Genomic DNA, 17075 nt, shown 5'->3' on the forward strand with positions numbered 1-17075 from the left:
GCGGGGGCGGGCCCCCCCCCCCCCCCCCCCCGCCCGGGCGGGGCCCCCCCCCGCCGTGACCGCCGGCACCGGCGCCGAGCCGGCCGCGCCGTCGTCGTCCGTGGTGCGCGAGCACACCGCCGCCGTGCCCCCGATGCCGGAGATCACCCTGCGCCGAGGCCCGCTGGCCGGGATGTACGCCGGCAACGTGCGCGCCGTGATGGAGCGCGCGTTCCTCACGCTGAAGTCCAACAACTGGGTGGTGTTCGCCTCCGGGTTCTTCGAGCCGGTGCTCTACCTCGCCTCGATGGGGATCGGTCTGGGCGCGCTGGTCGGGGACGTCGCGGGTCCGGACGGCACGCCGATCCCGTACGGCATGTTCATCGCCCCGGCGCTGCTGGCGGTCTCGGCCATGAACGGGGCCATCTACGACTCCACGTGGAACGTGTTCTTCAAGCTGCGCCACGCCAAGACGTACCAGACCATGCTCTCCACGAAGCTCGGCCCGCTGGACGTGGCCCTCGGGGAGATCGCCATGGCGCTGCTGCGCGGGCTGATCTACGCGGTGGGCTTCCTCATCGTGATGACGGTCGGGGGACTGGTCACCTCGTGGACGGCGGTGCTCATGGTCCCGGGCGCGCTGCTCGTGGCCCTGGGCTTCGCGTCCCTGGGCATGGCGGTGACGAGCTACCTCAAGACGTTCCAGCACATGGACTGGATCCAGATCGTGCTGATGCCGATGTTCCTGTTCTCCGCCACGTTCTTCCCGCTGAGCGTCTACCCGCAGGCCATCCAGTGGGTCATCCAGGTGTTCCCGCTGTGGCACGCCGTGGAGCTGATGCGCGCGCTCGCGGTGGGCGTGGTGACGTGGGGGACCGCCGGCCACATCCTGTACTTCGTGGCGATGTCCGCCGTCGGGATCTGGTTCACCTCGCGCCGGCTCGGCGCGCTGTTCCTGCGCTGACTCAGGCGGCGCACGCCGCGCGGCGGCGCCGGATCACATCCGCGAGGGCGACGGCGGCGGTCACCGCCCAGCAGATCGCCACCATGCCCATGGCGGCGGAGGCGGCGTGCGCGTACTCGGGGGCCGACGGCGTCCCGGCGGCCCGGTCCGCGGCCCCGGCGAGGGCGGCGAAGAACGCGCCCGTCACCACGGACAGGCCCAGGGCCGTGCCCATGCGCTGCGCGGTCTGTGCGACGCCGCCGGCGGCCCCGGCCTCGTGCCCGGCGATGTCGTCCATCATCAGCACCTGGGTGCTCGTGAGGATCAGCGACTGGGAGGCGGACTGGAACACGAGGCCCACGCCCACGGTCCACGGGGACCAGTCGCCGGCGGCGCTGCGCTCGAACGCGAGGACGAGGAAGGCCAGCGAGGTCAGGCCCACGAGCGCGCCGAGCAGCACCAGCTTCGCGCCGTGCCGGTGCACCCGGGCCCCGACCCACGGGGACAGCGTGGCCACCACGGCGGCGCCGGGCAGGCCGACGAGGCCGGCCTGCAGGGCGGTGAAGCCCATGCCCTGCTGCAGGAAGATCGCGACCACCGCGAACACGGCCGGCATGGTGGCCAGGTAGAGCGTGGACTGCGTGGCGCCGAGTGTGAAGGAGGCGCGGCGGAACAGCTGCGGGTCCACCATGGGCTCCACGCCGGTGCGCTCCGCGCGGGCCTTCACGCGCTTCTCCCACAGCCACCAGCCCACCAGCAGGACGGCGGCCGCGGCCAGCAGCCAGCCGGTGCCCGGGATGATGAACGGCACCATGAGGCACACCGCGCCCAGGCCCAGCAGCACCGCGCCCACGGGGTCCAGGGCGGCCACGCCCCGGGCGCCACGGCCGGCTCCGACCCCGCGCACGCGGGTGGGCGCGGGCAGCCACAGGACGCCCATGACGATCGCGGCCAGGCCCACGGGGGCGTTCATCAGGAAGGTGGAGCGCCACCCCCACTCGGGGCCGAGCGCGCCGAGCAGCAAGCCGCCGAGCATCGGGCCCACGGCCACGCCCAGGCCGATCACGGTCCCGAACAGGCCGTAGGCGCGGCCGCGGGCGCGCCCGGAGAAGTTCGACTGGATGAACCCGACCACCTGCGGGTTGAACACGCCAGCGCCGACGCCGGTGACGAGCCGGCCCGCGTTGAGCATGAGGGGGTCCACGGCGAAGCCGGAGACCAGCGCGCCCGCCACGTAGAGGCCGATGCCCACCAGGAACAGGGACTTGCGCCCCCACAGGTCGCCCGCGCGGCCGGAGGCCACCAGCACCGTGCCGAAGGTGAGCGTGTAGCCGGCCAGCACCCACTGCAGGTCCGCGCTCGTGGCCTGCAGCCCGGACTCGATGGCCGGCAGGGCCACGTTCACCACGGACACGCTCATCAGGGCCAGGAACAGCGGCATCAGGAGCGCGGTGAGGATGCGGCGCTGCTCGGGCGTGAAGGCGGCGGGCGCGGCGTCGCCGGCGGCGCTCTGGGGGCGGGGGGTCACCGCCTCAGGATAGGCGCGCACGACGACGGGCCCGGCCCCGCGATTCGCCGGGCGTCTCGCCGTCGCCGCCACCGGCCCGCCCACTCGCCCGCGCGGCACCAACCCCGGTCCGCCCCCAGCCGTATTCGGGCGGATCGACGGAAATGGCTGGGATCGACGGGCGTTCCGTCGATCCCGGCCGTTTCCGTCGATCCGACGGGAGGGCTCCGCTGGGCCGCACGCGCCGCCCCCCCTCCCCGGCCCAGCCCCGCCACATCCGCGCATCGCCGCCACCGGCCCCGCACGATTCGGAGCCGCGCCCCGCGATGCGGGATGATGGGGGTCAGACCCCACGAGCCCCTTCGGAGGAGCATCCATGTCCGAGTCCCTGACCACCGGTTCCGGCGAGACGCGCCGCGGCCCCCGCGCGGGCCTGCGCGTGGGATCCGTCGGCTTCGCCGCGATGATCGTCATCCTGATCGTGGCGATCATGTTTGCCGCGAACCAGAACGACGTCATCGGGTGGCTCGTGGTCGCCGTGGCCGCCGGCTGGCTGGTGTTCGCCCTGGTGGTGTTCCTGCAGATGCGGCGCGGCGTGCAGGCCGCCGGGCGCAAGGTGGACGCCGCCATGGAGAACGCCCGCGCCGACGTCGCCGCCCTGCGCGGCCAGGGCGCCGCCGCGGCCCCGCAGACCGCCGCTCAGGCCCCCGCCGGCGACCCGATGCGGGACACCAAGCTGGACCACTCCTTCAAGATCGCCCAGGTGCAGGTCAAGGTCGTGCGCGAGCAGCTCGCCGCCGGCGGCGCCATGGACCGCGAGATGGTGGACCGCGCGCTGGAGACCATCGACATCACCGCCGCCAACGCCCGGGACATGATCAAGGAGTCCCGCGGCCAGGGCGGGTCCGAGGGCCCCGTCAGCGGGACGGTGATCGGCTGATGACCGTCCTGCCCGAGAAGGACCCGGTCACCGGGAAGTACCCCGAGCCCGCCGAGGGCGAGCCCGTGGTGCACGCGAACGCCGGCGCCCCCAAGGAGGACGGCGCGCTGCGCGTGGCCACCGTGAACGTCAACGGCATCCGCGCCTCGCACCGCAAGGGCATGCGCGAGTGGTTCGCCGGCCGCGGCGTGGACGTGCTCACCCTCCAGGAGGTGCGCGCCCCCGCGGACATCACGGCGAAGCTGGTCCGCGAGGTCGTGGGCGAGGACTGGGACGAGGTGCACCTGGCGGACGCCGAGGCCGCCGCCAAGGGGCGCGCCGGCGTCGCCATCGTCTCGCGGTTCCCCATCGAGGCGGTCCGCACCGGCATCGCCGACGCCGACGCGTACTTCGACGACGCCGGCCGCTGGATCGAGGCCGACCTGCGCCTGCCGGACGGCTCCGCGCTGACCGTGGTCTCCGCGTACGTGCACTCCGGCGAGGCCGACACCCCTAAGCAGGTGGACAAGTACCGGTTCCTCGACGAGATGGTCCGCCGCCTCGGCGAGCTGTCCGCCGGCCCGGACCACGCGCTCGTGACCGGCGACCTCAACGTGGGCCACACCGAGCTGGACATCAAGAACTGGAAGGGCAACCAGAAGAAGGCCGGGTTCCTCCCCGAAGAGCGCGCCTACTTCGACCGGTTCTTCGGCGAGCTCGGCTTCACCGACGTGCACCGCTCCCTCGCGGGCCAGGTGCCCGGCCCGTACACGTGGTGGTCCATGCGCGGCAAGGCGTTCGACAACGACGCCGGCTGGCGCATCGACTACCAGATGGCCACCGCGGCCCTCGCCGAGAAGGCGAGCTCCGCCGTCGTGGACCGCGCCCCCAGCTGGGGCACCCGCTTCTCCGACCACGCCCCGCTCGTGGTCGACTACCGGTTCTGACCGCCCACGAGACCACGAGGCTGACGAAGAGAATGAAGAAGAACTCCGTCCAGGACGTCCTCGCCCAGGACGTCTCCGCCACCGCCCACCTGGCCGGCGCGTCCGACCGCCACCGCGTGCTCTCCGGCATGCAGCCCTCCGCGGACTCCCTGCACCTGGGCAACTACCTCGGGGCCCTCACCAACTGGGTCCGCACCCAGGACGACTTCGAGGCGTTCTTCTTCATCCCGGACCTGCACGCCATCACGGTGCCGCAGGACCCCGCGGCCCTCGCCCAGCGCACCCGCGTGGCGGCCGCCCAGTTCATCGCGGCCGGGATCGACCCGGAGCGCTCCACCCTGTTCGTGCAGTCCCAGGTGCCCGAGCACGCCCAGCTGGCGTGGGTGCTCACCTGCATGACGGGCATGGGCGAGGCCATGCGCATGACCCAGTTCAAGGACAAGTCCGCCAAGCAGGGCGCGGAGGCGGCCGGCGTCGGCCTGCTCGCCTACCCCATGCTGATGGCCGCGGACATCCTGCTGTACCAGCCGCACGGCGTGCCCGTGGGAGACGACCAGCGCCAGCACGTGGAGCTCACCCGCGACCTCGCACAACGGTTCAACCACCGCCACGGGGAGACGTTCGTGGTGCCCACCGGCTTCTACCCGGAGACCGGGGCGCGCATCTATGACCTGCAGGACCCGACGTCGAAGATGTCCAAGTCCGCGGCCTCCCCGAACGGGCTCATCAACGTCCTGGACGACCCCAAGCGCACGGCGAAGAAGATCAAGTCCGCCGTGACCGACGACGGCACCGAGGTCCGCTTCGACCGCGAGGCCAAGCCGGGCGTCTCCAACCTGCTCACCATCCTCTCCGCCATGACGGACGTGCCGGTGGCCGAGCTCGAGGAGCGCTACGTGGGCAGGATGTACGGCCACCTGAAGGTGGACGTGGCCGACGCCGTGGTCGAGCGCCTCGCCCCGGTCAAGGCCCGCACCGAGGAGCTGCTCGCCGACCCGGCCGAGCTGGACCGGATCCTCGCCGCCGGCGCCGCGAAGGCCCGCGCCGTGGCCACCCCCGTGCTCGAGGACGTCTACGCCAAGGTGGGCTTCCTGCCGCCGCTGCGCTGACCCGGCCCGCTCGTTGAGCCGGGCCGCCAGCCGGCTCCTTCTGCGGTCCCGCCCGCCCGCCCCCGAATCTCATCCGTGAGGGGGAGGCCCGCCCCCGCCCGCGCGTGCCAGCATGGTGCGTGGACATCGCCTCCGCCCGTCCCGCCGACCGGGCGCGGACGGGCACGGGGGCACGGACGAGGGTGAGGACGAGGATGCACACGGTCCAGCAGGCCGCCGGGGCGCACGCGCCGGCGGGGAGGGAGCCGGTCCTGGAGACCGAGAACCTCGTGAAGGTGTACGGGCGGGGGGAGTCCCGCTTCGACGCGCTCAAGGGGGTCACCCTGCAGATCCAGGCGGGGGAGTCCGTGGCGATCGTGGGCAAGTCCGGCTCGGGCAAGTCCACGCTCATGCACCTGCTGGCGCTGCTGGACCGGCCGAGCGCCGGCGTCGTGGCGATGGACGGGCGCCCGGTCCAGGACGTCTCCCCGGCCGAGGTGGCGCGGCTGCGCAACGAGACCTTCGGCTTCGTGTTCCAGCAGTTCTTCCTCAACCCGGCGCAGACGGTGCTGGAGAACACCGTGCTGCCCCTGAAGATCTCCGGCGTGCCCCGCGCCGAGCGACGCGAGCGCGGGATGGCCGTGCTGGAGCGCCTCGAGCTCGCGGACAAGGCCGGCAACAAGGCCACGGACCTCTCCGGCGGCCAGAAGCAGCGCGTGTGCATCGCCCGCGCGCTGGTGAACCGCCCCACCGTGCTGTTCGCGGACGAGCCCACCGGCAACCTGGACTCGGCCACCTCGGCGGCCGTGGAGGACATCCTCTTCGGCCTGCACCGGGACGAGGGCATCACCCTCGTGGTGGTCACGCACGACGACGACCTCGCGGCCCGGTGCGACCGGCGCCTCGTGATGCAGGACGGCATGATCGTGGACGAGACGACGACGGCGGGGGCGCAGGCATGAAGGCGACGGACCTGGCGGGCACCGCCCTGGCGAACACGATGCGCGCGAAGCTGCGCACGTTCCTGACGGTGGTGGCGATCGTGATCGGCGCCTTCACCCTCACGCTGACCTCCGGCCTCGGCGCCGGCATCAACAAGTTCGTGGACAACATGGTGGAGGGCTTCGGCAGCCCGGACCAGCTCACCGTGATGAAGCAGGTGGACCCGACCTCGTTCGCCGCGGGCGGGGCGCCGCAGGAGTACGAGCCCGATGAGGCCGCGGCCGGGGACATGTTCGGCCTGCCCCTGCTGACCGCCGCGGACCTGGACCGCATCCGGGACACGGAGCACATCACCGAGGTCGAGACCGCGCGACTCGTGGAGCCCGAGTACATCGAGGGCGAGGACGGCCGGCAGTGGCAGGTCCCGTTCATGGGCAGCTCCTTCGAGATCGGGGCGCTCTCGCTCGCCGCGGGGCGCGAGCCGGCCGCGGACGCCGCCGAGGTGACGGTGCCGCAGGACTGGGTGGAGGCCCTCGGCGGCCAGGCGCCCGAAGACGTGCTCGGCCAGACCGTGACCCTCGTGGCCGCCGACCCGCTGGGGACGCAGGACGGCGTGGAGGCCGAGGTGGTCGGGGTGACCGAGCCGATGGCCTCCGGCTCCGGCTCCGGCCCCGTGCCCTCCGGCGAGGTGGAGACGCGCCTGCACAAGATCCAGACCGCCGGCCTGCCCGAGGCGCAGCGGGACACGTACTTCTCCGCCTCGGTGACGGTGGCGGACATGGCCGCGAACGAGGCGGCGGTGAAGGCCGCCCTCGCCGAGGAGGGCTACTCCGCGCAGACCCTCGAGGACCAGCTCGGCCCGATCCGCGGGATCATCGACGCCGTGACCTGGGTGCTCAACGGCTTCGCCCTGATCGCCCTGCTCGCCGCGAGCTTCGGCATCATCAACACCCTGCTCATGGCGGTGCAGGAGCGCACCCGCGAGATCGGCCTGATGAAGGCGCTCGGCATGACCGGCCGCAAGATCTTCGGCCTGTTCACCATGGAGGCGGTGGTCATAGGCCTGCTCGGCTCGCTGATCGGCGTCGGCCTCGGCGTGGCCGTCGGCGTGGTGGCCAACCAGGTGCTCACCGAGGGCGCCCTGAGCGGCGTCACGGGCCTGGTGCTCTACGCCGTGGAGCCGCTGTCCCTGGCGCTGATCGTGCTGCTGATCGTGGCCATCGCCTTCCTCGCCGGCACCCTGCCGGCGGCCCGCGCCGCCCGCAAGGACCCCATCGAGGCCCTGCGCTACGAGTGAGGCCCCCTCGCCGTGACCGCCCGTCCCGTCCGCCCCCCCTGACCTAAGAGGAGCTCCCATGAGCAACCAGAACCCCGACTTCACCAACCCGGCCTACAACCCGGCCAACCCGCCCTTCGAGGGCGAGTCCGGCCAGGCGGGCCAGGCGCCGCAGCAGGGCCAGCCCGGCCAGGCCGCCCAGTACGGCCAGCCTGGCCCCTACGGCCAGGCCCCGCAGTACGGGCAGGTCGGACAGTACCCGGCCCCCGGGACCCGCTACGGGACCCAGCCCTACGGCGACGACGGCCGGTACGGCACCGTGCCGGAGCCGCGCAGCTTCCGCACCCTGCTCACCCTCACCCTGGTCTCGGCCGCGCTGTGGGTGCTGTCCTCGCTCCCGGCCATGTTCACCATGGACGACATGATGGACGTCGTCATGCGGGACGCGGCGTCCCAGCCCGGCGTGACCGCCGAGGACATGGAGATGGTGTCCTCGTTCATGCGCACCGCCGGCATCACGAGCATCGTGATCTCGCTGATCATCGGGCTGGGCCTGTACGCGCTCGTCTACTTCAACCTGCGCGGCGTGAAGAACTGGGCGCGCATCCTGGGCATCGTGTTCGCCATCCTCGGGGCGCTCGCGATCTTCTCCGGGATCGGTTTCCTGTTCAGCGGCAGCACGATGCTGATCCTGTCCGGGGCGCTCACCCTCGCCTACGCGGTGGTGAACATCATCTGGGTCATCACCGCCTTCCGCTCGGACGTGGCGGAGTGGTTCCGCCAGGGCCGCCCGGCCGCCGCCTGACCTGGGCCGATCGGGCCGCCAGCCCTCGCCCCGGCGTGAGTCGGGGGACACCATGGCGGCATGGCCTCCGATCCTCGCCCCCCGAACCCGGCGTCCCCCGACCCCGCGTCCCCCGACCACGACGGCCGGCCCGGCGACGGCCGCCCCGTCGTCGGGCCGGAGGACGCCCGCCGCCGCATCGCGGGCCACTCCGGCCCCCACGCGCGCCCCCTGATCCGGCCGAACGAGCGCACCCCCGGGGTGTTCCGCGCCCTGATCGGCCTCACCGTCGCCTCGGCCGCGGTCTACGTCGTCTCGCTCCTGCTCAGCCTGCGCCCCGGTGCGGCCGAGGAGATCGCCGCCACCCTGCCCGCGGACGCCCCCCGCTCGCCCGCCATGACGGCGGAGTCCACCCAGGCGGCGCTGACCGGCAGCGTCTGGGTCGCGGTGCTGCTCGGCCTGGGCGTCTATGCACTCGTCCTCGTAGGCCTGCTGCGGCGCAGCAACACGGCACGCATCGTCGGCGCCATCGTGGCCGCCCTGGCCGTCTTCGTCACCCTGCTGGGCGCCATCCGGCTGTTCGTCTTCCCGGCGGAGTCGGTGGTGGCGCCGCTGCTCCTCGGCCTGCTGTTAGCCCTCGTGAACGCCGCGTGGCTCGTGTGCGCCTTCAACCCGGGCCTGGCCACCACCTTCGTCCGGCGCGACGCCGGCCCGCGCCGCCCGGCATGATGGAGGCATGCACACCCCCGACGACGCCGCCACGGACGCCCACGCCGCTGCGGCCCGCGCGGCGCTTCACGACCGCGTGGTCCGCCGCCCGCTGCGGGGCCTCCTGACGCTCACGGCCGTCACCGGCGCGCTGAGCGCCCTCGGCACCGCCGGGGTCCTGGCCCTGCAGGGTGCGCCCGGCTACGCCCGTGCCGTCCTCGAGGCGCGCTCGTGGGGCCAGGCGGCGGTCACGGACGCGGACGTCGCCTCCTTCCTCACCCCGCCCTGGGGCGTGCCCGCGGCCGTCCTCGGCGTGCTCGCCGTCGCCGCGCTGCTAATGCTGGGCGTCATCCGGCGCGTCCGGGCCGTGCGGCCCGTGGGCACCGTGGCCGTCGGCCTGGGCCTGCTCTCGGCGGCCTTCTGGATGGTCGACGGCGGCCGGATGGTCGCCGTCGGGGGAGCGGGGCCGCTCGTGCTGGCCGCCGTGGTGGCGATGTTCCTCGCCTGCGCGGTGTGGCTGCTCACGGCGCACCTGCGCGCCACGCGCGACGCGTTCGACGGCTGAGCTCGGACCGCCTCCGGTCCTGCCCCCGTCCCCACGCCGAGGCCCGCAGACGCGCCGCTACGCCGGGGCGGTGACGGCGCCTCTGCCGGCCTCGGCGGGAGGGGCACCCCCCCACGACGACGGCGGACCGCCTCCTCGCTCGAGGAGACGGGCCGCGGGCGCCGACCAACAGGTCAGTTGTGAGTCGTCCACACCGACGTGCCGCGGCCGAGATTGACCTGCATCCAGGCGTCCCAACCCGCTGGGAACCCCTTGAACGCCACCGAGAAATCAGCAGTGAGCCGGACCTGCTGGTCATTGAACTTCGTGTACCGGAAGCCGTGAAGCGCCCCACCGATGATCCGGTAGGTATGGCTGTAGTACTTGGTGATCTTTCCGGGCATGTCTCGCACCGTATTGCGGTCGAAATGGAACCCCATCATGACGACACCGAGATCCACGTTGGCGTAGCAGTTCACGTAGTTCGCGTGGTACAGGCTGGAACTGGTGGTCCTGCAGCCTGTGATACCCATGATCGACGCCTCGCCTACGGGGGCGGCAAGGGTCGGATCCTGGACCTCGGATCGGGACACCGACCCGTCGGCGAACCTCTCAAGCGTGACCTGGGCGCCCTGATGTGTGAACGTCTCCGTGTGCACGGCTTGCTTGCCCAGCATGGAGTCCCAGGCCTGTCCTCGCTCGAGCTTGTGCAGGAGCCGCATCTGTGCAGGTCGGGGGACCTGGTTCTCCCGGAAGAAGTCCAGGATCTGCGCCCGCTCCTCCTTCGTGAGTTTGACCGTCTGGGCAGTGGCCGACGCGGTCGAGGCAGGGGCTGGTGTGACCGCTGACGCTGCAGGCGCCATCCCTCCTGCGGCAATTGCCGCGACCACTGCTACGGCGCTGGCGCTACGCATGAACGACATGAGGACCTCCATTTGTGAGATCGGCTCTGTGGAACGCCCGATGCGTTCCCCCCCTCCGATGCGATCAACCGAAGGTGACATGGGTCACATGGGAAGCGCCGCAAGGTCACGGTTCGATCACACTCTTGCCTGGATCGACGCACGACGGCGGCCCGCCTCCCCTCGAGGGGAGACGGGCCGCCGTCGTGCGGGGTGCCGAGGATCAGAACTGGCGGGCCAGGATGGCCTGCTTCACCTCGGCGATCGCCTTGGTCACCTGGATGCCGCGGGGGCACGCGTCGGTGCAGTTGAAGGTCGTGCGGCAGCGCCACACGCCCTCCTTGTCGTTCAGGATCTCCAGGCGCATGTCGCCGGCGTCGTCGCGCGAGTCGAAGATGAAGCGGTGCGCGTTGACGATGGCGGCCGGGCCGAAGTACTGGCCGTCGGTCCAGAACACGGGGCAGGACGAGGTGCACGCGGCGCAGAGGATGCACTTGGTGGTGTCGTCGTACCGGGCGCGGTCGGCCTGGGACTGGTAGCGCTCCTTGGAGGGCTCGTGGCCCTCGGCGACGAGGAACGGCATGACCTCGCGGTAGGACTGGAAGAACGGGTCCATGTCCACGATCAGGTCCTTCTCCACCGGCAGGCCCTTGATGGGCTCCACCAGGATGGGCTTGGACAGGTCCAGGTCCTTGAGCAGGGTCTTGCAGGCCAGGCGGTTGCGGCCGTTGATGCGCATGGCGTCGGAGCCGCAGATGCCGTGGGCGCAGGAGCGACGGAACGACAGGGTGCCGTCGTGGTCCCACTTCACCTTGTGCAGGGCGTCCAGCACGCGGTCGGTGCCGTACATGGTCAGGCGCCACTCGTCCCAGTAGGACTCCTCGGAGGACTCCGGGAGGTAGCGGCGGACCTTGAGGACGATGTCGAAGGACTCGATCGCGCCCATGCCGCCGCCGGCGGCCTGGGTCTGATCCTGGGCCACGGGGGCCTCGGTCTCGGTTGCTGCGTGGCTCATCAGTACTTGCGCTCCATCGGCTGGTAACGGGTGACGACGACGGGCTTGGTCTCGAAGCGGATGCCCTTGACGCCCTCCATCTCGGCGGTCTCGTCACGGTAGATCATGGTGTGGGCCATGAAGTTCGCGTCGTCGCGGTCCGGGTAGTCCTCGCGGTAGTGGCCGCCGCGGGACTCCTTGCGGCCCAGGGCCGCGAGGGTCATCGCCTCGGCGATGTCGAGGAGGTAGCCGAGCTCCATGCCCTCGAGGAGGTCGAGGTTGAAGCGCTTGCCCTTGTCCTGGACGGACACGTTCTCGTAGCGGCCGCGCAGCTCCTCGATCTTGGCGAGAGCGCGACGGATCGAGTCCTCGTCACGGAACACCTGCATGTCGGCGTCCATGGACTCCTGCAGCTCGGCGCGGATGTCCGCGACGCGCTCGGAGCCGGTGGCGGAGCGGAGGTTCTCGATCTGCTCCACGGTCGGCAGCTCGCCGCCCTCGGGCAGCTCCACGAACTCGGCGGTCTGCGCGTACTCGGCCGCGTAGATGCCGGCACGGCGGCCGAACACGTTGATGTCCAGCAGCGAGTTGGTGCCCAGGCGGTTGGAGCCGTGCACGGACACGCAGGCCACCTCGCCGGCGGCGTACAGGCCCGGCACCACGGTGTCGTTGTCCTGCAGCACCTCGGCCTTGATGTTCGTGGGCACGCCGCCCATGAAGTAGTGGCACGTGGGGAACACCGGCACCGGCTCCGTGTAGGGCTCGACGCCCAGGTAGGTGCGGGCGAACTCGGTGATGTCCGGGAGCTTCTCGTCGATGTGCGAGGGCTCCAGGTGCGTCAGGTCGAGCAGCACGTAGTCCTTGTTCGGACCGGCGCCGCGGCCTTGGCGGACCTCCTCGGCCATGGACCGGGCCACGATGTCGCGCGGGGCGAGGTCCTTGATGGTGGGGGCGTAGCGCTCCATGAAGCGCTCGCCGTCCGAGTTGCGCAGGATGCCGCCCTCGCCGCGGGCCGCCTCGGAGAGGAGGATGCCCAGGCCGGCCAGGCCGGTCGGGTGGAACTGCACGAACTCCATGTCCTCGAGGGGCAGGCCCGCACGGTAGGCGATGGCCATGCCGTCGCCGGTGAGGGTGTGGGCGTTCGAGGTGGTCTTGTACACCTTGCCGGCGCCGCCGGTGGCGAAGACGACCGACTTGGCCTGGAAGACGTGGATCTCGCCGGTGGCGAGCTCGTAGGAGACGACGCCGGCGGTGCGCTTCTGCTTGTAGGGGGTGCCGTCCTCGCGCACGGCGTCCTCCTCCACCAGCAGCAGGTCGAGCACGTAGAACTCGTTGTAGAACTCCACGTTGTGCTTGACGCAGTTCTGGTAGAGCGTCTGCAGGATCATGTGGCCGGTGCGGTCCGCGGCGTAGCAGGCGCGGCGCACGGGCGCCTTGCCGTGGTCGCGGGTGTGGCCGCCGAAGCGGCGCTGGTCGATCTTGCCCTCGGGGGTGCGGTTGAAGGGCAGGCCCATCTTCTCCAGGTCGAGCACCGCGTCGATGGCCTCCTTGGCCATCACCTCGGCGGCGTCCTGGTCCACGAGGTAGTCACCGCCCTTGACGGTGTCGAACGTGTGCCACTCCCAGTTGTCCTCCTCGACGTTGGCGAGGGCGGCGCACATGCCGCCCTGGGCCGCGCCGGTGTGGGAGCGGGTGGGGTAGATCTTGGTGAGGACGGCGGTGTGGGCGCGCTGGCCGGCCTCGATGGCCGCGCGCATGCCGGCGCCGCCGGCGCCGACGATCACCACGTCGTACTTGTGCACCTGCATTCAGGTTCTCTCTTTCTGGGTGTCCGGGGCGCGGCGGCCGCATCAGGGCCGGCCGCGCCGCGGGGGAGCGTGTCCTGGGTCAGCCGCAGAAGGCCGGGGAGCCCTCGAGCAGGGCGCCGGAGGCGTCCACCATGCAGGGATCGAAGGTGAAGATCACCAGGGTGCCGAGGATGATGATCACGGCGGTGGCGATGTAGAGGATCATCGTGAGCCAGAAGCGGGCGTTGCCGCGCTCGGTGTAGTCGTTGATGATCGTGCGGACGCCGTTGGCGCCGTGCAGCATGGCCAGCCACAGCAGGGCCAGGTCCCAGAACTGCCACAGCGGGTGGGCCCACTTGCCGGCCACGAAGCCGAAGTCGATGCCCTTGATGCCGTCGCCCACGAGCAGGTTGCTGGTCAGGTGCACGGCGATGAGCACGACGAGGAAGACGCCCGAGACGCGCATGAAGAGCCAGGCGAGCATCTCGAAGTTGCCGCGCCCGCCCTTGTCGCGGGTGTACTTGGGGTCGATGCGGCCGGTGCGGGGGGCCGCGATGGTGGTCTCAGCGGTGGTGCTCATGGCTCAGTGACCTCCGAAGGCGAGGCTGAAGTGACGGATGCAGAAGCCGATGGTCAGCACGGCCCACAACGCCAGCACGATCCACAGCAGGGTCTTGTGGTGCTGGGTGCCGCCCTTCCAGAAGTCGACCAGGATGATGCGCAGGCCGTTGAGGGCGTGGAAGATGATCGCCGCGACCAGGCCGGCCTCGCCGAGGGCGAAGTACCAGGTCTTGTAGGCGCCGATCACGGCGTCATAGGCCTCGGGGGAGACCCGGACCATCGCCGTGTCCAGCACGTGGACGAGCAGGTAGAAGAAGATGACGACGCCGGTGACGCGGTGGCCCACCCAGGACCACATGCCTCCATGGCCCCGGTACAGGGTTCCACGGCCGTTCTTGGCCGGGGCCTGCGCAGTGGCGCTAGACACGGTTGATACCTCCAGGGGGAATGCACGTTCCCTTCCTGTGCCGGGGGCGGCGACGGGCGGGGGCGTGTGCGAGTGGATTCCTCCGACCCAGGGTAGACCCTCCCCGCCCCTTCGCGCCCGTCCGGTCCCTCAGGGTGGAGCACTGTGACGCGATCGGCGCGGCCTTCCCGCCTCCTCGGTGTGGGCTGTGCCACGCCTGGGACCGCCGGAGTGGTCCCCCGTCCGGGGGGTTCCGTACTCTGAGCCGGTGAGCACCGATCCGAACCTGACCGAGGCCGGGCGCGAGGACGCGCCGGGCTCGGCCCTGTCCCGCTTCCACGTCGTGATCCCCGCCGGCGGCGTGGGCACCCGGCTGTGGCCGCTGTCCCGCGCGGCGGCGCCGAAGTTCCTGCACGACCTAACGGGCTCGGGCCAGACGCTGATCCGCGCCACGTGGGACCGGCTGGCCCCCCTGGCCGCGGGCATGCTCGTGGTCACCGGCGCGGCCCACCGCGACGCGGTGTGCGGCCAGCTGCCGGACCTGGACACGGCGGACCTGGTGCTCGAGCCCTCCCCGAAGGACTCCGCGGCCGCCATCGGCCTCGCCGCGGCCATCCTGTCCCTGCGGGACCCGGACACGATCATGGGCTCCTTCGCGGCGGACCAGGTCATCGCCCCCGTGGAGGTGTTCCAGGACGCCGTGCGCCAGGCCGTGGAGACCGCGGCCACGGGGCGCATCGTGACCATCGGCATCGAGCCGACGCACGCCGCCACGGGCTTCGGCTACATCCGCCGGGGCCGCCGGCTGGCCGTGCCCGGCGCCCCGGACGCGCACGACGTCGCGGCGTTCGTTGAGAAGCCGGACCTCAAGGTCGCCCAGCAGTACGTGAAGTCGGGCCGCTACCTCTGGAACGCCGGCATGTTCGTGGCGCCCGTGGGCCTCATGCTCGCCCATCTCGAGGAGAACGAGCCCGCGCTGCACGCCGGCCTCATGGAGATCGCGCACGCGTGGGAGACCGAGCGGCGGGACGAGGTCATGGAGCGCGTCTGGCCCGAGCTGACCAAGACCGCGATCGACTACGCCGTGGCCGAGCCGGCCGCCGCCGTCGGCGACGTCGCCGTCATCCCGGGCGCCTTCACGTGGGACGACGTGGGGGACTTCGCCGCGATCGCCCGCCTGAACCCGGTCAAGGACGCCTCGGGCATCACCGTCATCGGGGACACCCCCCGCGTGTACTCGGACGACGCGTCCGGCGTCGTGGTCACGGACACGAGGCGCGTCATCGCGCTGATCGGCATCGAGGATGTCGTGGTGGTGGACACCGAGGACGCGCTGCTGGTGACCACCACGGACCACGCCCAGGAGGTCAAGAAGGCCGTGGAGGCGCTCAAGGCCGAGGGCGTGGACGAGGTCCTCTGACCGCCGTCACCGTCGCGTCGCGGAGGGTGCCCGCGGAGTAGGGTGCTGGGCCATGACCACCTCCGACTCCGTGCTCTCCGACCAGCGTCCGGCCTCCCTGCCCTCCGTGGCCTCCGTGGTGGCCGAGCTGGAGGCCGAGGTCGTCGCGTTCCGCCGGGACCTGCACCGGCACCCGGAGCTCTCCTACGAGGAGTACCGCACCACCGACCGCATCATGGAGCTGCTCACCGGCTACGGGCTCTCCCCGGTGCGGATGGAGTCCACCGGCGCGTACGTGGACATCGGCGAGGGCCCGGTGGTGCTCGCCCTGCGCGCGGACATCGACGCCCTGCCCCTCGAGGAGGAGACCGGGCTGCCGTACGTCTCCGTCAACGACGGCGTGACCCACGCGTGCGGCCACGACATGCACACCGCCGTGATGGCGGGTGCGGCGCTCGTGATCGGGCGGATCCTGCGCGGCGCCACCGCGGACCCGGCCCTGCGCGCGGCGGGGGAGCGGGCCCGCGGCTCCGTGCGCGTGATCTTCCAGCCCGCCGAGGAGCGGCTGCCCGGCGGCTCCCTCTCCGTGCTGCGCCAGGGCATCCTCGACGGCGTGCCCCGCATCCTCGCCGCGCACTGCGACCCCGCGGTCGACGTCGGCTCGATCGGCACGCGCATCGGCGCGATCACCTCCGCGGCGGACACCATCCGCATCACCCTCACGGGCCGCGGCGGCCACACCTCGCGCCCGCACCTGACGGAGGACATGGTCTTCGCGCTGTCCCAGATCGCCGTGAACGTCCCGGCCGTGCTCTCGCGCCGGATCGACGTGCGCTCCGCGGTGTCCGTGGTGTGGGGCCAGATCGCCGCCGGCAGCGCCCCCAACGCCATCGACAACACCGGCTACCTGGCCGGCACCATGCGCTGCCTCGACGCGGACGTGTGGGAGGAGGCCGGCGAGCTGCTCGACGAGGTGGTCACGCAGGTGGCCGCCCCCTACGGCGTCCAGGTGCAGCTCGAGCATGTGCGCGGCGTGCCGCCCGTGCACAACACGGACGCGGAGACGGCCCTGATCGAGACCGCGGCTCGCCGCGAGCTCGGCGCGCGCGCCATCCAGCTCACCCCGCAGTCCATGGGCGGCGAGGACTTCGCGTGGATGACGCAGCGGGTGCCCGGCTCGATGCTGCGCCTGGGCACGCGCACCCCCGGCGGGCCGGTCTACGACCTGCACCGCGGCGACTTCACCCCGGACGAGCGGGCCATCGGGGTGGGCATGCGGGTGTTCGCCGCGGCGGCCCTGCAGGTGCTCGTGGGCGAGGAGGGCCACTGACCCCGCGGGTTCCCGACGGCACGGTGTGACCCAACGCAACATTGGGTAAACTCCCGAGT

Annotated in this window: 17 protein-coding genes; 11 read left to right on the forward strand and 6 right to left on the reverse strand. The window is 71.9% G+C overall.

Annotated features, from left to right (window positions below; all coding sequences use genetic code 11):
• Positions 1 to 133: 133 nt before the first annotated feature.
• Positions 134 to 943 (forward strand): ABC transporter permease, encoded by an 810-nt coding sequence (locus tag NWP10_RS03260; protein ID WP_026106983.1) that lies wholly within the window; start codon positions 134 to 136, stop codon positions 941 to 943.
• Position 944: 1 nt separating this feature from the next.
• Here the strand turns inward: NWP10_RS03260 and NWP10_RS03265 are convergent, their stop codons facing one another.
• On the reverse strand, positions 945 to 2450 hold the full coding sequence (locus NWP10_RS03265) for an MFS transporter (protein WP_258299883.1): 1506 nt from the start codon (positions 2448 to 2450) through the stop codon (positions 945 to 947).
• Between the two features lie 355 nt (positions 2451 to 2805).
• Here NWP10_RS03265 and NWP10_RS03270 point away from each other — a divergent pair, with 355 nt between their 5' ends.
• The 8 genes from NWP10_RS03270 (at position 2806) to NWP10_RS03305 (ending at position 9658) form a co-directional block, all read left to right on the forward strand.
• Entirely contained in the window at positions 2806 to 3369 is a 564-nt protein-coding gene (locus tag NWP10_RS03270) for a phage holin family protein (protein ID WP_017487986.1), read from the forward strand.
• Entirely contained in the window at positions 3369 to 4295 is a 927-nt protein-coding gene (locus NWP10_RS03275) for an exodeoxyribonuclease III (protein ID WP_258299884.1), read from the forward strand. Before NWP10_RS03270 ends, NWP10_RS03275 begins: the two co-directional genes overlap by 1 nt.
• 32 nt (positions 4296 to 4327) lie before the next feature.
• Positions 4328 to 5404: a tryptophan--tRNA ligase gene (gene trpS / locus NWP10_RS03280; protein ID WP_017487988.1), complete on the forward strand. Its 1077-nt coding sequence runs from the start codon at positions 4328 to 4330 to the stop codon at positions 5402 to 5404.
• A gap of 194 nt (positions 5405 to 5598) precedes the next feature.
• Positions 5599 to 6345 carry an ABC transporter ATP-binding protein gene (locus tag NWP10_RS03285; protein ID WP_017487989.1) on the forward strand — a complete coding sequence of 249 codons (747 nt, stop codon included), beginning with the start codon at positions 5599 to 5601 and terminating at the stop codon, positions 6343 to 6345.
• Positions 6342 to 7622, forward strand: coding sequence for an ABC transporter permease (locus tag NWP10_RS03290; protein WP_017487990.1), 1281 nt, complete (start codon positions 6342 to 6344; stop codon positions 7620 to 7622). Before NWP10_RS03285 ends, NWP10_RS03290 begins: the two co-directional genes overlap by 4 nt.
• 58 nt (positions 7623 to 7680) lie before the next feature.
• Positions 7681 to 8406 (forward strand): hypothetical protein, encoded by a 726-nt coding sequence (locus tag NWP10_RS03295; protein WP_017487991.1) that lies wholly within the window; start codon positions 7681 to 7683, stop codon positions 8404 to 8406.
• 60 nt (positions 8407 to 8466) lie between these two features.
• Positions 8467 to 9114 (forward strand): hypothetical protein, encoded by a 648-nt coding sequence (locus tag NWP10_RS03300; protein ID WP_258299885.1) that lies wholly within the window; start codon positions 8467 to 8469, stop codon positions 9112 to 9114.
• A 7-nt stretch (positions 9115 to 9121) separates the two neighbouring features.
• The gene (locus tag NWP10_RS03305) at positions 9122 to 9658 is read left to right on the forward strand and encodes a hypothetical protein (protein WP_017487993.1); all 537 of its coding nucleotides are present in this window, start codon (positions 9122 to 9124) and stop codon (positions 9656 to 9658) included.
• Between the two features lie 173 nt (positions 9659 to 9831).
• On the opposite strand, the gene NWP10_RS03310 is transcribed toward NWP10_RS03305, so the two are convergent.
• The 5 genes from NWP10_RS03310 to sdhC form a co-directional block, all read right to left on the reverse strand.
• Positions 9832 to 10560 carry a hypothetical protein gene (locus NWP10_RS03310; protein WP_258299886.1) on the reverse strand — a complete coding sequence of 243 codons (729 nt, stop codon included), beginning with the start codon at positions 10558 to 10560 and terminating at the stop codon, positions 9832 to 9834.
• A 202-nt stretch (positions 10561 to 10762) separates the two neighbouring features.
• Positions 10763 to 11554: a succinate dehydrogenase iron-sulfur subunit gene (locus tag NWP10_RS03315; RefSeq protein WP_017487995.1), complete on the reverse strand. Its 792-nt coding sequence runs from the start codon at positions 11552 to 11554 to the stop codon at positions 10763 to 10765.
• Positions 11554 to 13341, reverse strand: a complete 1788-nt coding sequence (gene sdhA / locus NWP10_RS03320; protein WP_017487996.1) for a succinate dehydrogenase flavoprotein subunit — start codon at positions 13339 to 13341, stop codon at positions 11554 to 11556. Before sdhA ends, NWP10_RS03315 begins: the two co-directional genes overlap by 1 nt.
• Positions 13342 to 13420: 79 nt before the next feature.
• Positions 13421 to 13900 (reverse strand): succinate dehydrogenase hydrophobic membrane anchor subunit, encoded by a 480-nt coding sequence (locus NWP10_RS03325; protein ID WP_017487997.1) that lies wholly within the window; start codon positions 13898 to 13900, stop codon positions 13421 to 13423.
• A 3-nt stretch (positions 13901 to 13903) separates the two neighbouring features.
• Complete coding sequence (gene sdhC, locus NWP10_RS03330; protein WP_017487998.1) at positions 13904 to 14308, reverse strand: succinate dehydrogenase, cytochrome b556 subunit; 405 nt, start codon at positions 14306 to 14308, stop codon at positions 13904 to 13906.
• A gap of 247 nt (positions 14309 to 14555) precedes the next feature.
• Between sdhC and NWP10_RS03335 the strand changes: the two genes are divergently transcribed.
• Together NWP10_RS03335 and NWP10_RS03340 are read left to right on the forward strand one after the other, a co-directional pair.
• Positions 14556 to 15707, forward strand: coding sequence for a mannose-1-phosphate guanylyltransferase (locus NWP10_RS03335; protein ID WP_017487999.1), 1152 nt, complete (start codon positions 14556 to 14558; stop codon positions 15705 to 15707).
• Positions 15708 to 15759: 52 nt separating this feature from the next.
• Complete coding sequence (locus NWP10_RS03340) at positions 15760 to 17016, forward strand: amidohydrolase (protein WP_017488000.1); 1257 nt, start codon at positions 15760 to 15762, stop codon at positions 17014 to 17016.
• Positions 17017 to 17075 lie beyond the last annotated feature (59 nt).

Origin of the sequence: Micrococcus sp. HG099, from assembly GCF_024723355.1 — a bacterium.
In the GTDB taxonomy this organism is placed as follows: Bacteria; Actinomycetota; Actinomycetes; order Actinomycetales; family Micrococcaceae; genus Micrococcus; species Micrococcus endophyticus.

Bases quoted from the DNA above. Each gene is read 5' to 3' on its own strand.
- NWP10_RS03275 (WP_258299884.1), top strand. From the start codon at position 3,369: ATGACCGTCCTGCCCGAGAAGGACCCGGTCACCGGGAAGTACCCCGAG.
- sdhA (WP_017487996.1), bottom strand. From the start codon at position 13,341: ATGCAGGTGCACAAGTACGACGTGGTGATCGTCGGCGCCGGCGGCGCC.
- NWP10_RS03325 (WP_017487997.1), bottom strand. From the start codon at position 13,900: ATGAGCACCACCGCTGAGACCACCATCGCGGCCCCCCGCACCGGCCGC.
- NWP10_RS03260 (WP_026106983.1), top strand. From the start codon at position 134: ATGCCGGAGATCACCCTGCGCCGAGGCCCGCTGGCCGGGATGTACGCC.
- NWP10_RS03305 (WP_017487993.1), top strand. From the start codon at position 9,122: ATGCACACCCCCGACGACGCCGCCACGGACGCCCACGCCGCTGCGGCC.
- NWP10_RS03285 (WP_017487989.1), top strand. From the start codon at position 5,599: ATGCACACGGTCCAGCAGGCCGCCGGGGCGCACGCGCCGGCGGGGAGG.
- NWP10_RS03295 (WP_017487991.1), top strand. From the start codon at position 7,681: ATGAGCAACCAGAACCCCGACTTCACCAACCCGGCCTACAACCCGGCC.
- NWP10_RS03310 (WP_258299886.1), bottom strand. From the start codon at position 10,560: ATGTCGTTCATGCGTAGCGCCAGCGCCGTAGCAGTGGTCGCGGCAATT.
- trpS (WP_017487988.1), top strand. From the start codon at position 4,328: ATGAAGAAGAACTCCGTCCAGGACGTCCTCGCCCAGGACGTCTCCGCC.
- NWP10_RS03340 (WP_017488000.1), top strand. From the start codon at position 15,760: ATGACCACCTCCGACTCCGTGCTCTCCGACCAGCGTCCGGCCTCCCTG.
- NWP10_RS03315 (WP_017487995.1), bottom strand. From the start codon at position 11,554: ATGAGCCACGCAGCAACCGAGACCGAGGCCCCCGTGGCCCAGGATCAG.
- NWP10_RS03300 (WP_258299885.1), top strand. From the start codon at position 8,467: ATGGCCTCCGATCCTCGCCCCCCGAACCCGGCGTCCCCCGACCCCGCG.
- NWP10_RS03270 (WP_017487986.1), top strand. From the start codon at position 2,806: ATGTCCGAGTCCCTGACCACCGGTTCCGGCGAGACGCGCCGCGGCCCC.
- NWP10_RS03290 (WP_017487990.1), top strand. From the start codon at position 6,342: ATGAAGGCGACGGACCTGGCGGGCACCGCCCTGGCGAACACGATGCGC.